Source organism: Streptomyces sp. Root1310, assembly GCF_001426425.1.
Classification (GTDB): domain Bacteria; phylum Actinomycetota; class Actinomycetes; order Streptomycetales; family Streptomycetaceae; genus Streptomyces.
This window is the reverse complement of sequence record NZ_LMEQ01000031.1, coordinates 560277-575130: the sequence shown is the minus strand read 5'-3', so window position 1 is coordinate 575130 and position 14854 is coordinate 560277. Positions and strand designations below refer to the sequence as shown.

The 14854-nt window shown below is 72.8% G+C and carries 11 protein-coding genes; 5 read left to right on the top strand and 6 right to left on the bottom strand.

Annotated elements, in window-relative coordinates:
- Positions 1-18 precede the first annotated feature (18 nt).
- Both ASD48_RS33215 and ASD48_RS33210 read left to right on the top strand, forming a co-directional pair.
- Positions 19-2367 (top strand): SpoIIE family protein phosphatase, encoded by a 2349-nt coding sequence (locus ASD48_RS33215; protein ID WP_107104457.1) that lies wholly within the window; start codon positions 19-21, stop codon positions 2365-2367.
- Positions 2364-3458, top strand: coding sequence for a substrate-binding domain-containing protein (locus ASD48_RS33210; RefSeq protein ID WP_057605507.1), 1095 nt, complete (start codon positions 2364-2366; stop codon positions 3456-3458). Before ASD48_RS33215 ends, ASD48_RS33210 begins: the two co-directional genes overlap by 4 nt.
- Positions 3459-3472: 14 nt before the next feature.
- Here ASD48_RS33210 and ASD48_RS33205 read toward each other — a convergent pair whose 3' ends face one another.
- Positions 3473-3763, bottom strand: a complete 291-nt coding sequence (locus ASD48_RS33205; RefSeq protein WP_057605506.1) for a zinc-ribbon domain-containing protein — start codon at positions 3761-3763, stop codon at positions 3473-3475.
- Positions 3764-4007: 244 nt separating this feature from the next.
- Between ASD48_RS33205 and ASD48_RS33200 the strand changes: the two genes are divergently transcribed.
- Positions 4008-4988, top strand: a complete 981-nt coding sequence (locus tag ASD48_RS33200; protein ID WP_057605505.1) for a hypothetical protein — start codon at positions 4008-4010, stop codon at positions 4986-4988.
- 80 nt (positions 4989-5068) lie between these two features.
- Here ASD48_RS33200 and ASD48_RS33195 read toward each other — a convergent pair whose 3' ends face one another.
- From ASD48_RS33195 to ASD48_RS45790, 4 genes are all read right to left on the bottom strand, one after another.
- Complete coding sequence (locus ASD48_RS33195; RefSeq protein WP_057605503.1) at positions 5069-5767, bottom strand: response regulator transcription factor; 699 nt, start codon at positions 5765-5767, stop codon at positions 5069-5071.
- Between the two features lie 204 nt (positions 5768-5971).
- Positions 5972-7345, bottom strand: coding sequence for a D-alanyl-D-alanine carboxypeptidase/D-alanyl-D-alanine-endopeptidase (gene dacB / locus ASD48_RS33190; protein ID WP_057605502.1), 1374 nt, complete (start codon positions 7343-7345; stop codon positions 5972-5974).
- 146 nt (positions 7346-7491) lie between these two features.
- Positions 7492-9075 (bottom strand): hypothetical protein, encoded by a 1584-nt coding sequence (locus ASD48_RS33185; RefSeq protein WP_057605501.1) that lies wholly within the window; start codon positions 9073-9075, stop codon positions 7492-7494.
- Between the two features lie 455 nt (positions 9076-9530).
- A partial coding sequence (locus ASD48_RS45790) for a hypothetical protein (RefSeq protein ID WP_242432805.1) occupies positions 9531-9950 on the bottom strand: 420 nt, incomplete at its 3' end.
- Positions 9951-10386: 436 nt separating this feature from the next.
- Between ASD48_RS45790 and ASD48_RS33175 the strand changes: the two genes are divergently transcribed.
- Complete coding sequence (locus ASD48_RS33175; protein WP_057605499.1) at positions 10387-10680, top strand: DUF6355 family natural product biosynthesis protein; 294 nt, start codon at positions 10387-10389, stop codon at positions 10678-10680.
- Between the two features lie 97 nt (positions 10681-10777).
- On the opposite strand, the gene ASD48_RS33170 is transcribed toward ASD48_RS33175, so the two are convergent.
- Positions 10778-11638, bottom strand: coding sequence for an alpha/beta hydrolase (locus ASD48_RS33170; RefSeq protein WP_057605498.1), 861 nt, complete (start codon positions 11636-11638; stop codon positions 10778-10780).
- Positions 11639-11845: 207 nt separating this feature from the next.
- On the opposite strand from ASD48_RS33170, the gene ASD48_RS33165 reads away from it, so the two are divergent.
- Entirely contained in the window at positions 11846-14833 is a 2988-nt protein-coding gene (locus ASD48_RS33165) for a BTAD domain-containing putative transcriptional regulator (RefSeq protein ID WP_057605497.1), read from the top strand.
- Positions 14834-14854 lie beyond the last annotated feature (21 nt).

Here is a 14854-nt window from a genome sequence, read left to right as displayed (position 1 = left end):
GGCAGGATGGGAGGTACGTTGCGGACATGCCTCGACCGGGCCCTGACCTTCGCCGGAGCGACACTGGCGGCGGTCTACGCGCCGGAGGTCGGCACACGCGAGCTTCAGCTGGTGGACACGTCCGGAAGCGTCTCCTCCGGGCCGTCACCGCCGGAGCGCCTGCCGCTGTCCGGTGACTCGCCCGCGGCACGCGCCTTCCGCACCGACCACCCCCTGTGGCTGACCGCCGGGACCCCGCTCGGCGCGCTGCCCCTCGGCATCCAGGGCAGCCGACTGGGCTGCCTCCTCGTCCTGGGAGCCTCGCCGGAGGGCTTCGAGGCCGAGCAGCGCCGCTTCCTGGAGCGGTACGCCGACGCGGTCGCGGCCCTCCTCCCGCCGGGCGCCGACCCGCCGATGCCGACACCGCTGCTGGGCCCCGCCCTGCGCAGCCTGCGCGTCGGCTCCTTCGTCCTCGCCCCGGACACCGGCCTGATCGAGGCCGACGACACCCTGCTCGAACTGGTCGGCATCACACCGGACGACTTCGACGGCAAGGTCGACACCCTGCTCGCGCACGCCCTCCCGGAGGACATGCACGCCCTGATGTCCGTCCTGGAGCCGACCACCGACGCCTTCGGCCGCCGGGACCTGGAGTTCCGGGTCCGGGGCCCCACCGGCGAGATGCGCTGGCTGAGCCTGAGCTGCCGGGCGGAGCCGGGCACGGGCGACGGGCCCGCGCAGGTCCTGGGCGTGGTGACGGCCACCCCGGTGCTGCGCCGCGGCGGCGACGACGTCTCCAGGATCCAGTGGCTGACCGCCGCCCTCGACGACGCCGCGACGGTCCGCGACGTCGGCCGCGTGGTGGTCGCCGCCCTGCGCGAGCCGCTGGCCGCCGACCACGTGGCCCTCGCCGCGGTCCAGGACGACCGGGTCATGGTCACCGCCCTCGACCCGCCCCAGCCCGGCGCCTGGCCGGAGGTGTGGCGCACCGAGTGGCGCACGGAATGGCCCGACGCACCGCTGCGCGCCCTGCCCACCCTCCAGGCGGCCCTGCGGGACGGCCGGATGGACCTCTGGCCCGCCGGCACCCCGCTCGAAGCCGGGCTGGCCGGCATCGGAGCCGGGGGACTGGCCGTGCTGCCGCTGCCCGCCAAGGGCCAGGTCGCCGGGGTGTGCCTGGTCGGCTGGGACCGGCCGCACGAGTTCGTCCCCGAGGAGCGGTCCCTGCTCACCGCCACCGCCGCCCTGGTCGGCCAGGCACTCAAGCGCGCCCACGCGCACGACGCCGAGCAGGAACTCGCGACGATGCTCCAGCGCAGCCTGCTGCCCCGGCGCCTGCCCGAACTGCCCGGCGGGACCGCCGTCGCCCGCTATCTGCCCGCCCGGCGCGGGCTCCAGGTGGGCGGCGACTGGTACGACGTCATCGCCCTCTCCCAGGACCGGGTGGCCCTGGTCATCGGCGACGTCCAGGGGCACAGCGCCGGAGCCGCGACGATCATGGGCCAGATGCGTACGGCCGTCCGGGCCTACGCCATCGAGGGGCACCCGCCCGACGTGGTCGTCTCGCACGCCAACCGGCTGCTCGTCGGCATGGAGACCGACCTGTTCGCCACCTGCTGCTACGCCGAACTGGACCTGGAGGAGGGCAACGTCCTCTTCGTCCGGGCCGGGCACCTGGCACCCATGCTGCGTCTGCCCGACGGCTCCACCGAGGAGGTCGAGGTGGCGGGCGGCCCCCCGCTCGGCGTCCTGGCGGAGGCGGACTTCCCCATGACGTCCGTCGAACTGGCCCCCGGCACGGTCCTCGCCCTGGTCACCGACGGCCTGGTCGAGGCCGCCGACCTGCCCCTGGACGAGGGCATGCGCCGGACACGCGTCGCGCTCGCCGCGGCCGACCCCGCCGACCCGGGGAAGATGGCCGACGAACTCCTCGGCGACGACGGCCGCCGGGAGGACGACGTGGCGCTGCTGCTGCTGCGCTACGACGGCATGACGACCCGGCCGATCCGGGCCGGCTGGATGGTGTGGCGCCTGCCGGACGCCGTCATGCACGCCCGCCGCTTCACCGCGCGCACCCTGCGCCGCTGGAAGGTCCAGGAGGCGGCCGACGCGGTGCTGCTGGTCGTCTCCGAACTCGTCACCAACGCGCTGGTGCACACCCAGGGGCCGGTCCGGCTCGACCTGGTGCTGCGCGGGGACCGGGTGCGCGTCTCCGTGAGCGACTCCTCGCCGCGCGCGCCCGCCAAACCGGTGATCGTCGACTGGGAGGCGACCGGCGGCCGGGGGCTGCTGCTGGTCGAGGCGATGTCGGACGCCTTCGGGTCGGTCCCGGTGGCCGGCGGCAAACAGGTGTGGAGCGAGATCGCCGTGCCGGAGGGAGTGCCGTGAGGACACGCCGCAGGGCTGTCGTCGCGGTGCTCGCCGCGGCGCTCCTGACGATGCCCCTGGCCGCCTGCGGGGGAGACGAGAAGGCGGCCGGCGAAGGGTTCACCGTCGGCCTGCTGCTGCCGAGCCGCATGGTCCCGCGCTGGGAACACGCGGACCGGCCGCTGATCGAGGCGCAGGTCAGGAAGCTCTGCCCCGGCTGCCGGACGGAATACGCCAACGCCGAGAGCGATGTCACGCGACAGCGGCAGCAGATGATCTCCATGGTCACCAAGGGGGCCCGGGTCCTGATCCTCGACGCCGCCGACACCCGGGCGCTGCGCTCCTCCATCCAGGAGGCGGACCGGGCGGGTGTCCCGGTGATCGCCTACGACCGCCTCGCCGAGGGTCCGATCACCGGCTATGTCGGCTTCGACGGCGTCATGGTCGGCAGACTCCAGGGCGAGGCGCTCCTGAAGGCCTTGGGCCTGAAACCGGGGCAACGGGCCGCGAGCGACGACGTCGTCATGATGAACGGCGATCCGACCAGCCCGAACGCGGAGTCCTATCGGAAGGGCGCGCTGTCCGTCCTCAGCGGCGAGGTGCGGATCGCCCGGTCCTACAACACCGCGGACTGGAGCACCCAGAACGCCCACACCAACATGTCCGCCGCCATCGCGGCCCTCGGCCCCGACCGGATCGACGCAGTCCTCGCGGCCAACGACAACATCGCCGCGGGCGTCGTCGCGGCGCTCAAGAGAGCCGGCGTCACCGAGCTCCCGCCCGTCACCGGCCAGGACGCCGACCTCGACGCGGTGCGGCGCGTCGTCAAGGGCGAGCAGTACATGACGGTCTACAAGCCGTTCGCGAAGGAGGCCGCCGCGGTCGCCGCCATGGCCGTCGCCGTCGGCCGGGGTGAGGACCCCCGGGACACCGCCACCACGACCGTCGACAGCCCCACCACCAAACGCGTCCCGGCCGTCCTGCTCCAGCCGCGTCCGGTGACGGCCCGTGACATCGAGCGGACCCTGGTCAAGGGCGGCCTGTACACCACGGCGCAGATCTGCACGCGTGAGCTCCTGACCGCCTGCGCGAGGGCGGGCCTCACCCGCTGAGCCGCGGGAGGCCGTCAGTGCTGGTGCGGCTGCTGGTGCGGCTGTCCGTACGCCTGGCCGCCGACGCCGCCCGCGGCCTGCGCCGTCAACTGCTCCGCCTGCTCCTTGGTCAGCTTCTGCTCGGCACCGCAGAACGTGCACTGCGTCGCGTGACTCGTCGAGATCGGGAACAGCGGCACGAAGAACAGGGTGAACTTCGTGACCCGCTTGCGCAGCGTGTGCGCGGCGGGATTGCCGCAACGGCCGCAGACGAGCGTCAGTATCGCCAGCTGGTAGAGGTATCCCTTGGTGCCGAAGATGATCACGCTGTGCTTCCTTCCGGGTGAGTGTCCGTCGGGCGGGCTGCCGTCGGGACGGGGGTCGGGACCGCTGTCCGCACCGCACAGTCTGCGGCATGGCCGGATCACCCGGGTGAGCGGCAGGCGGGTCGATGCCGTGGGCCACGCGGGCGATCCCCCGGCCACGACTGCGGCGACCGCCGCCGGCCCACGGCCATGGTCGTCTGGCCGCCGCACGGCGGCGTTCCGGCTTCCCTGCAAAGTAGGTCACATGCCCCGAGTCCCCCGTTCGGCGGGCGTCACCGCCGCCACCCTCGCCCTCGGCCTGCTCGCCACGGCTCCCGCCGTCGGAGACGAGCCGACGGTCTCCGCTCCGCGCGTGGTCGCCCACTTCGACCTCGCCAAGGGCCAGTCACCGGAGAACATCGCCCTCGAACCCGACGGCTCCGCCGACCTGACGTTCTCCAGCGCCCGGCAGGTCGTCAACGTCACCCGGCAGGGCAGGACGCGGATCCTCGCGACCCTGCCCGCCGTGACGAACCCGCAGACACCCGTCGTCGGCAGGGCCGTCGTCCTCGGCATCGCCCGCGCACAGGACGGCACCCTGTACGTCAACTACGCGACCGGTACCCGCGCGACCGGCATCTGGCGCATCCCCTCCGGCGGCGGCAGGCCCCGGCAGATCGCACAGCTGCCGCCGAGCGGGTTCCCCAACGGCCTCGCCCTCGACGAGCGCCGGGGCGTGCTCTACGTCGCGGACTCGGTGCTGGGCACCGTCTGGCGCGTGCCCCGCTCGGGCGGCAAGCCCACGGCATGGGCCGAGGGAGCCCTGCTCGAGCCTCTCAACGCACCGCCCGCGGCCCGCGTCGGAGTCAACGGCCTCAAGATCCACCGCGACGCCGTGTGGGTGTCCAACACCAACGCCGGGACGCTGCTGCGCATCCCCGTCCGTGAGAGCGGCTGTGCCGGCGCGATCGAGACCCGGGCGAAGAGCCTCTTCGCGATCGACGACTTCGCGTTCGTGGACCGGCACCGTGACACGGTTCTCGCCGCCCTGATCGGCGGCAGCGAGATCGCCCAGGTCCAGCGGGACGGCACCCACCGGATCGTCCTCACCAAGAAGGACGGCCTCGCCAACCCCACCTCGGTGGCCGTACGCGGCCGGACCGCCTACGTCCCGAGCGCCGCCTACTTCAAGCAGCCCGACCCGAACCTGCTCCTGGCACGCGTCCACCAGCGCGACCGCGGCTAGCCGCCCGGCGGCCCCGTACCCGGAAGGCGGGGTACGGGGCCGCGCGGGAGGTGCCCAGGCACATGGGGCGCGGAGGGGCGTCAGGCCGCCGGGTGTACCAGGCCGTACTCGTAGGCGAAGGCGACCGCCTGGACCCGGGCGCGGGCGCCGATCTTGGCCAGGATGTGGCTGACGTGCGACTTCACGGTGGTCGGGGCGATGGACAGCCGTGCGGCGATCTCCGCGTTGGACCAGCCGGAGGCGACGGCGACGAGGACGTCGCGCTCGCGCCCGGTGAAGGTGTCGAGCCCGACGGCCCGCTCGCCGGGGCGCGGGGCGCGCTCGTGGCGGACGGTGTCGATGAGCGCGCGGGTCAGCTCGGGGGTGATGACGGCGTCGCCGGCCGCCACGACGCGGATGGCCGCGGTCAGTTCGTGGGGTGTGGCGTCCTTCGGGAGGAACCCGCCGGCGCCGGCGCGCAGGGCGGCGTAGGCGTACCCCTCGTCGCCGGTGGAGGTCAGCACCAGGATCCGCGGCTGCTGGCCGAGCGGTCCGGCGGGGCCGCTGACGGCGGTGAGGTGTGGCGGGTGGGCGATGCGGCGGATGGTCTCGATGTCGTCCGTCGCGGGACGGTGGCCGCCGAGCAGGACGACGTCGGGACGCAGCGCGGCGCTCATCCGGACCGCTTCGGGCCCGCTCGCCGTGTCGCCCACGACGCTCAGATCGGGCTCGGCGGTCAGCAGCATGCGCAGGCCGACACGTTGAAGGGACTGGTCGTGGGCGATGAGTACGGAGGCCATGGCTGTGTTCTCCATGCGAGTGGGGGCGTGCGCCTCTCATGAACGAAACTGTTTCGTTCACTTGCTGCCCAGACTAGCCCTCGGAGCCATCGAAACGGCAGCGTTTTCTTGTGGTCTGGGTCACACCCACCGGAGGGTCGCGACGCGAAGCGAGAAGGGCCGGCCCCCGCAGGAGCCGGCCCTCTCGTCGCGCAGGGGTCTTCGCTACGCCCAGCAGCCGTTCACGGTGGCCGCGAGGCCGTCCATGGCGTCCTTGATGTCGTTCGGGTTGGCCGTGGAGTTGTTCTCGATGAACGAGAAGACCTTCCACTTGCCGTCCTTGCCCTGGGTCAGACCGCTCAGGGCGATGGCGCCGGTGAGGGTGCCGGTCTTCGCGTGCACCTTGCCCACCGCGCACATGGAGTTCACGTCGTCGAAGCGGCCCCATTCCGGACCGAGCGTGCTGCCGGCCTCACCGGAGACGGGCAGCCCGTCGAGGATGGAGCCCAGGGTGGGGGAGTAGCGCGATTCCGTCAGCAGTTCGAGGATTTCCGCGAGCGTGGCGGCCGGAATGCGATTGGCCCGCGAAAGGCCGCTTCCGTCGTAGATCTCGAAATTGTCGAGGGAAACGCCGTAACGGAGGCTCAGTACCTTGCGCACGACGTCCGTGCCGTCCTCGAAGGTGGCCGGGCGGCCCGCCCCGAGTGCGGTCATCCGCAGCAGGGTCTCGGCGATGTTGTTGTCGCTGACCTTGATCATCTTGTGGACGATCTCCGACAGCGCCGCCGACCGGTGCCGTGCCACCGGTACGTCGCCCGGGCTCGCCTCGGCGCGGGTGACGGCGCCGTCGACGGCGACCCCGGCCGCCGTGAGCTGCTGGGCGAAGACCTGTCCGGCGTCGAGCGAGGTGTCCTGGACCCCGTGCCCGTCGACGACCAGTGCGCGCACGGGGGCGACGGAGTCGGGGTAGTAGCCGGTGTTCCAGCCGTTGGCCAGGGTCGGGGCGCCGAAGAGGCTGTCGTCCACGGCGACCCTCACCGACGTCAGCCCCGCCGCCTTGAGCCCGGCGACCGCGTTCTTCGCCAGTTCGGCGAGGTCGGCGCCGGTCAGCGTACGGTCGCCGCCGCCGACCAGGGTCAGGGTGCCGTTGCCGTAGACGACCTTCGTGGTGAACGTGTGGTTCGGGCCGAGCACGGTCAGCGCGGCGGTCGCCGTGGCGAGCTTGGTGTTGGACGCCGGCATCAGCGCGGTCGCCCCGTTGTGGTCCCACAGGGTGGTGTCCGACGCGGAGTCCAGGACCACACCGCTGACCTCGGACCCCAGGCGCCGGTCGAGGACGCGGCTCTCGAGGTTGGCGACCATCTGCCGGTCGTCCGCGTCGAGCGTCCGGCCCGCCGCCGTGTCCTCGGCCGTCGTGCCGATGCCCTTTTCGGCGGCGAACGCCGAGGGGCCGGCCAGGGCCGCCGAGGTGACGGGCAGGGCCAGCGCGAGCACCATCGCCCGCCGGACGCCGGTACCGCTCTGCCTGGCCTTGCGGTGCCGGCGTCGACCGCCCGGGGCAAAGGAATGCACGGGCGTTTCCGCCTTTATGTCGTTCATGGAGTATCTCAAGGCTTTCGTGTGGGGGCCCTGCGCGAGAGAATTCCGGCGCACCTTATCACCCGTCACATGCGACCCACAGGTAACACGGTGCGCTGTTGACAGCCTTTCAGCGGGCGGAAATCCTCCGGGTTTTCACACGGAATTCAGAGGCCTGTCCCCAGGCTCTGCGTCGTGTAGGCGCACTCCGTGTAGATGTAGCCCGACTCGAGCTTGGCCGTGTCCGAGGCGGGCGTGGCGGAGCTGTCGCCGTTCGGCTTGTGCAGGAAGTACGTGGTGCCGACCGGCAGGCTGATGGTGCGCTGCGGGTAGTTCTTGCCGCTGTCGTTGCACGGCTCGAACGACGGGTTGATGGTGCTCCCGAGGGAGTACGCCTTGCAGCTGCCGCAGGCCTTGAGGGTGAAGCTGCCGGTGACCGGGCCCGTGAAGAGGACCGTGACCGCGTCGGGGCTGTCGTTCTGCACGGTGACCGAGATGCTGCCGCCGGTACGGGTCGTCGGCAGCTTCTTGCCCGCGGCCGGCACCGTCTGGGCGATCTCCGCCGCTATGGCGATCTTCTTCGCCAGGCCGGCGTTCTTGGCGGTCTTGTGGGCGGAGGCGTACTCCGTCATGGTCGTCCGCGCCGACTCGAAGTCGCCGTCCCGGTACTGGTCCACGCCGCAGGTGTAGGTGCCGGTGTCGGCGCTGGTCGTGGCCCGCCGGCCGTCCTTGTCGAGAGCGGCGCCGATGGCCGCCTGCCCGGACTCCAGACCGTCGATCTGGGAGCCGAGCGTGCGCAGCCGCTGGACCGCGGAGCAGGGTTCGGCCCCGCGCAGGTCCTTCTCCGTACGGACGACGGCGGCGGCCACGGCGGGTTCGACCTTCGCGGCCTGCTCCGACTCGGGGAAGGTGGTCAGCAGTTCCCCGTACTGCGAGGCCCAGTTGGCCTCGCCCGCGGTGAGGGCCGTCGACGCGCACTCGTACAGCGAGGTGGCCAGCCGGTCGTCGGGCCAGGTCTTCAGTGCCCCGAGGTCCGTCCCGGGCAGGCTCTTCGGGACCGTGCGCAGGTACTTCAGCGGCTCGACCGCCTCGCAGTAGTCGCCCTGTGCGTACGCGGCTCCGACCGTCGTGTAGTAGGTCTTCATCCGGGCGGGCACCCGCTCGGCCGCCCGTGAACCGGGGTGGTCGGACCTGAGGTCCGCGTAGACGCCCAGCGCCTTGCGGTAGTCGGCCTGGGCCGAGTTGAACGGCTTGTCACCGGCGGCCTGCACCAGTTCGTCGGCCTCGTCGAGCCGGTCGAGCAGCATCTGCTGGGTCGCTTCGTCCCGTGCGCTGTCGTACAGCACGACACCCCCGGCCGGCACGACGAGCAGCAGCAGTCCGAGCACGAGCGCGAGCGGCGCCCGCCGGAGTCCCGACAGCCGGTTGCGCAGGCCCACGCGCGCGCCGTCCGCCGCCACCGCGACGAGGAACAGGACGTACAGGACGAGGGCGAATCCCGGGACACCGTCCGGGTCGGCCGGCAGGGCCACGAAGAGCAGGACGGCGGTGGCGACCCAGCACAGCGCCATCAGGGCCCAGCGGCGCACCAGCGCGTAACCCAGGCCCAGACCGCTGAGGTTGAGCACGGCCACCGCGACGGCCCGAGCGCCGTCCGCCGGCGCAGGCGGCGGAGCCGACGGCATGGGCGGAACGTAGTAGAAGGTGTTGTGGTCGGTGTCGTTGTATCTGCCGTACTGGTCCCCCGACATGGCGGCTCCCCCCCGGTCAACTGCGCCCGCACGTCTACAAATTGTCAGTGTACGGGCGAAGCGGACGGGCCGACAGGGGCGTAGGGGCTCCTGCATACGATCCCGGCCGGGAGTGGCTCGGCCGAAGAAGGACGGTCGGTGCAAAAACGGGCCGGGCCGCCACAGGGGGGCATGTGTGGCGGCCGCGGCTTCGCTATCGCGTCAGGCATGGGTCAGGCCACACCCCCCACCGTCTTCTTGCGGCGCAGGGCGTAGAGGCCGGCGCCGGCGACGCCGAGGACGCCGAGTCCGGCCGCGGTCGCGGAGGGGGTGGCGAGGGCGCCGCCKCCGGTGTGCACGCCGCCGCTGGGCTTGTMGTGCTCCTTGCTCCAGCCGCCGGACTCCTCCTTGCCGCCGTTCCAGGAGTCCTTGCCGTGCTCACCGCCGTTGTCGTCCTTGTCCTTGTACGTCTCGGNGTGCTCCTTGCTCCAGCCGCCGGACTCCTCCTTGCCGCCGTTCCAGGAGTCCTTGCCGTGCTCACCGCCGTTGTCGTCCTTGTCCTTGTACGTCTCGGGGTCGTACTTGGGGTCCTTGGCCGCGCCGCGGTCGCTGCTGTCGTCGGCCAGGGCGAGCGCGCCGCCGCCGGTGTGCATGCCGCCGTGCGGGGAGTCGTGCTCCTCCTTGCCGTGCTCCTTGCCGTGCTCCTCCTTGCCGTGCTCCTCCTTGCCGTAGGAGGAGTCGTCCTCCTTGCCGTGCTCCTTGCCGTACGAGGAGCTGTCCTCCTTGCTGTAGGAAGAGTCGTCGTGGTCCGTGTCACCGGCGTAGGCGCCGGGGGCGCCGATGGCGAGGGCGGCCGAGGCCGCCGCGGTGGCCAGGATCATGCGAGCAGAACGCATCTGATGGTCCTTCCGTCTCGACCGGGCAGCCGACACATCGTCAGCTNCGAGGGCGGCCGAGGCCGCCGCGGTGGCCAGGATCATGCGAGCAGAACGCATCTGATGGTCCTTCCGTCTCGACCGGGCAGCCGACACATCGTCAGCTGACACGACCCGGCCTGACGTGATCCACCGTCAGTCAGCGAGCGCCGCTCCACCACTCAAGGCGCTCACCCGGGTGAAACGGCCCTCCATCCCGGGGACCCCGCCCCGCTCACGCGTCCTTGCGGCGATGATCACTCCGACGGAGTAGCGGCGAAACGATTCGCGGGGTGAACGGGGCCCGTCGTTCGATCATCTGCGGGAGCCCGCCACGATCCTGGTGCAGGCCTCCGGTCCCTCGCCGGACCTGGGCTTTTGCCTCTGTCGATCCTCGTTTCCGGCAAGGAGTCACGCTGTGCGTGTTCGTCGTTCGGTGCTCAGCACCCTCGGTTCCGTCGCTCTCGTCCTCACCTCCCTGGGTGCGCTGACGGCCGCCACCGCGGGCCCCGCGGCCGCGGACCCGTGCGGCTTCTACGAGACCGGTTCCGACGCCTTCTACAACCACTGCACGTCGGACGGCTCACGGGTCGTCATCAAGGTCGACGTGGCCTGGGCCGCCGACTACGAGCGGTGCGTCGGTCCCGGCACGTCGTGGCTGGGCTCCGCGGCCAAGATCCAGGGCGCCTACTACACCGGCCGCACCTGCTGACGAGCGGTCACTCACTCCACGGTCTGACGGGGTCCGGGGCGAGGTCGTCCCGGACCCCGCTTGTCCGTCCGCCGGCCCGGTGAGGGCCGGCGCGCCGTCACCGGGCCGACCGGTCCAGGACGGTCAGCAGACGGTCGGCGAACTCCTTCGGGGACTCGACGGCTCCGAGGTGGCCGCCCGGGAACTCGACGAGTCCGCGTCCCAGAAGCTCCGCGAGGCGCGCGGCCGGTCCGTACAAAGGGAGTTGGCGGCGGGAGTCGCGCCCGGCGGCCGGCACCAGCTTGTGTGCCACGGGCCGCAGCGCGGCGAGATCCGGTGCGGCCGAGGAGAACGGGCACAAGACACGGCCCAGGAAGACCGGCAGGTTGGCGTGCATCCGGTCGGCCGTCTCCCGGATCTCGGGCGGCAGCTCCGTGGGCCGCGCGGGAGCCCGCCGGTCCGTCCCGTCCGCCAGTCCCTCACCGAGCCGGATCATGGCCGCGTCGGCGCCCTCGGTGCGGAAGGTCTCGCGTACTTCGGCGAACAGCGCTCGATGCGGGGCGGGGTCCGCCAGCAGCCGCAACAGCGGCGGTTCGTGCGCGACCACCCGGCGCAGCCGCTCGGGGTGCCGGGCGAGCAGCTCCACCGCGACGACGGCGCCGGAGCTGCAACCGAGGACGACCGCCTCCTCGTCGGGGGAGAGCAGTTCGAGCAGCCGGTGGGCGTCGTCGCTCCACACCGACACCTCTTCGTCGGCGCGCGAGGTGTCCGCCGGGCCGTCGAGAGGGCTGCGGGACAGACCACGAGGGTCGTACGAGACGACCGTGTAGCGGGTGGCCAGCTCCGGTGCCATGCCCGCGTACAGTCCGGCGTCCGCGGCGCCGCCGGGGATGAGCAGCAGGACCGGTCCGCTGCCGAGGGTCTCGTAGTACAGGGTGGCGCCGGGCACTGCCAGGGTGCCGGTCCGGGGCGGGGTCATGGCTTGCTCCAGTCGGTTGTCCGTGCGGGTGAAGGCCCTCGTGCCCTCGCCGCGTTTCCTAGTATCCCTAGGTTTTAGGCTAGCTCAACCAGGTTTTCTTCGGGGTGCCGTCCCTGAACAGCCGGAACGCATCCTGTGTAACTCTGGGTAACCTTTGTCCTGTCGTACAGTCGAAGGCGGGGAGGACGACCGGAGGGAGGGGATGGCGTGCCGCCGGAGCCACTGCGGTTCGCGGTCCTGGGCGCTGTTCGGGTGTTCCGGGGGGATGCGGAACTGGAGCTCGGAGGACCGCAGGAACGTGCCTTCCTGGCCCTGCTGCTGGTCGGGGCGGGGCGGCCGGTCGCGGTGGGCGAGATCGTCGACGTGCTATGGGGAGCGGCTCCACCGCGCAGCGCGGTCAATGTCGTCCGGCGCCATGTGGGTTCGCTGCGCCGACTGCTGGAACCCGGCCTCGCCGCCCGTGCGGAGGGGCGCTGGCTGGTGCGGGACGCCGGTGGATACCGGCTCGTGACCGACGGTGACTCCTCCGACCTGCTGAGGTTCCGCGCACTGCGCGAGGAGGGGCGCCGGATCGCGGACCGCTCACCCGGGCAGGCGCTCGAACTCCTCACCGAGGCACTGTCGCTGTGGCGTGGCCCCCTCGCCGGCGGCGTTCCCGTGCAGGCCCGTGCGCACCCGGCGTTCGACGCGGTGGACCGTGAACTGCCCGCAGCCGTACGGCAGGCGGCGGACGTCGCGCTGCGCGCCGGAAGACCGGACGCGGTCCTGGCCGAGCTGCGACAGGCCGCCGCGCGACACCCGTTGGACGAACCCCTCCAGGCGGGGCTGCTCCTCGCGCTGGCGGCGGCCGGACACCGTCCGGAGGCGCTCGCCGCCTACGAGGCCGTACGGGCGCGGCTGGCCGAGGAACTGGGGATCGATCCAGGAGCGGAACTGCGCGACGCGCGGGACACGGTTCTGTCCGGGATGCGGGAGACGGCGGTCGGGCCGTCCGGTGGGTCGAGTGCCGAGGCGTCCGGCGGCGCGGGCACGGACGGGTTCCCCGCGCCCGCGCCGCGGAGTGGTGAGGTGCCGGATCGCGCGGGCGCGGACGATTCTGTCGCGCCCGCGCCCGCGCCTGCGCCGGTGCCGGATCCGCCGTCGCCGTCCGCCCTTCCGTCGCCTGCCCAACTGCCGCACGACATCACGGCGTTCACCGGTCGGGACGTCGAGCTCGACGAGGTGTTCGCGCTGTCCGGAGCGGACGGGGCGGGGCCCGGGACCGTGGTGATCAGCGCCATCGGCGGTATGGCGGGCGTCGGCAAGACCACGCTCGCGGTGCACTGGGCCCACCGCGTCGCCGACCGGTTCCCCGACGGGCAGCTCTACGTCAACCTGCGCGGCTTCGACCCGTCCGGCGCCGTCCTGGACCCGGGGGAGGCGGTCCGGGGTTTCCTCGGTGCGCTCGGAGTGCCACCGGAACGCGTCCCGCACGGGGTGGACGCGCAGGCGGCCCTGTACCGCAGCGTGCTCGCCGGCCGACGGGTCCTCGTGGTGCTGGACAACGCGCGGGACACCGAGCAGGTGCGGCTGCTGCTGCCCGGCTCGCCCGGCTGCCTCGCCATCGTCACCAGCCGCGACGAACTGACCGGGCTCGTCGCCGCCCACGGTGCCCACTCCCTGGTCCTGCGCCCGTTCGACGCCGTCCAGGCGCGGTCCTTCCTGGTCCGCCGGCTGGGGGCGGAACGGGTCGCGGCCGAGCCCCGGGCGGCCGACGAGATCAGCGCGCTGTGCGCCGGACTGCCCCTCGCCCTCGCCTGCGTCGCCGCCCGCGCCGCCGCTCACCCCCACTTCCCGCTCGCCGCCGTCGCCGCCGAACTGCGCGAGGCCCACGGCAGCCTCGACGCCTTCGCCCGCTCCGACGCCTCCGTGGACGTCGGCACGGTCTTCTCCTGGTCCTCGCGCGCGATCTCGGCGGCGGCCGCCCGGCTCTTCCGGCTGCTCGCGCTGCACCCCGGCCCCGACCTCTCCCTGCCGGCCGCGGCCGCCCTGGCGGGCCTGCCCGTACGCGTGACCCGACCGCTGCTGGCCGAGCTGACCGGACTGCACCTCGTCACCGAACACAGTCCCGGCCGCTACGCCTTCCACGACCTGCTCCGCGCCCACGCCGGCGAACTCGTCCACGAGCGGCACACCGAGGCCGAGCGTGCGGCGGCCCTCAACCGGCTGCACCATCACTACCTGCACACCGCCCACGCCGCGGACCGGCTGCTGGCCCCCAACGCCGACCCGTTGCCCCCGCCGCCCGCGCCCGAGGGCGTGCATCCGGAACCCCTCGCCGACGACGACCGCGCCCTGGCCTGGCTCACCGCCGAACACGCGGTCCTGCTCGCCGTGGTCGAGACGGCCGCCGCGTCGGGTCGACCGGTGCAGGAACGTCTCGCCTGCCAACTGGCCTGGTCCCTGGAGCCGTTCTTCGACCGGCGTGGTCACTGGCACGACGGGCTCGCCGTGCAGCGCACCGCGCTGGACGCCGCCCGACGGCTCGCCGACCCCGCGTTGGAGGCCCGCGGCCTGCGCGGACTGGCCCGGGTGGAGGGCCGGCTCGGTCTGCACTCCCGGTCCGTTCCCCGACTGGAGCGGGCCCTGGAGCTCTTCACCGAGCTGGGCGACGACACGGGCCGCGCCCACACCCACCGCAGTCTCGGCTGGGAGTGCGACCAGCAGGGCGACCTGCCCGGCGCCCTGCGCCACAACCGGTTCGCCCTCGGCCTGTTCCGTACGCTCGGCGACCGCGCCGCGCAGGCCAGTGTGCTGAACTCGGTCGGCTGGTACCACGCCCGGCTCGGCGAGCACCGGCGTGCCCTGACGCACTGCTTCGAGGCCCTCGCCATGCTCCAGGAACTCGGGGACCGCTACGGGCAGGCGGCCACCTGGGACAGCATCGCCTACGCCCACCACCATCTCGGCCGCCACCCGCACGCGCTCCTCGGCTACCGCAACGCCCTCGCTCTGCTGCGCGACCTGGGCGTGCCCTACGTGGAGGCCGACATCCTCGTCCGGGTCGGCGACACCCACCTCGCCACCGGCGACCACGACGGCGCCCGCATCGCGTGGCAGCGGGCGCTGGTCCTTCTCAGGGGACTGAACCACCCCGACGCCGAGCGGGTCGAGGCACTGCTGAACGCACGGGACGGTCACGCCGGTGCCGTCTGACACCCCGCTCCGGCTCGATCA

What these genes read in the sequence shown, in the direction of transcription:
- ASD48_RS33200 (WP_057605505.1), top strand. Translation starts at nt 4,008, where the DNA reads ATGCCCCGAGTCCCCCGTTCGGCGGGCGTCACCGCCGCCACCCTCGCC.
- ASD48_RS33185 (WP_057605501.1), bottom strand. Translation starts at nt 9,075, where the DNA reads ATGTCGGGGGACCAGTACGGCAGATACAACGACACCGACCACAACACC.
- ASD48_RS33170 (WP_057605498.1), bottom strand. Translation starts at nt 11,638, where the DNA reads ATGACCCCGCCCCGGACCGGCACCCTGGCAGTGCCCGGCGCCACCCTG.
- dacB (WP_057605502.1), bottom strand. Translation starts at nt 7,345, where the DNA reads ATGAACGACATAAAGGCGGAAACGCCCGTGCATTCCTTTGCCCCGGGC.
- ASD48_RS33195 (WP_057605503.1), bottom strand. Translation starts at nt 5,767, where the DNA reads ATGGCCTCCGTACTCATCGCCCACGACCAGTCCCTTCAACGTGTCGGC.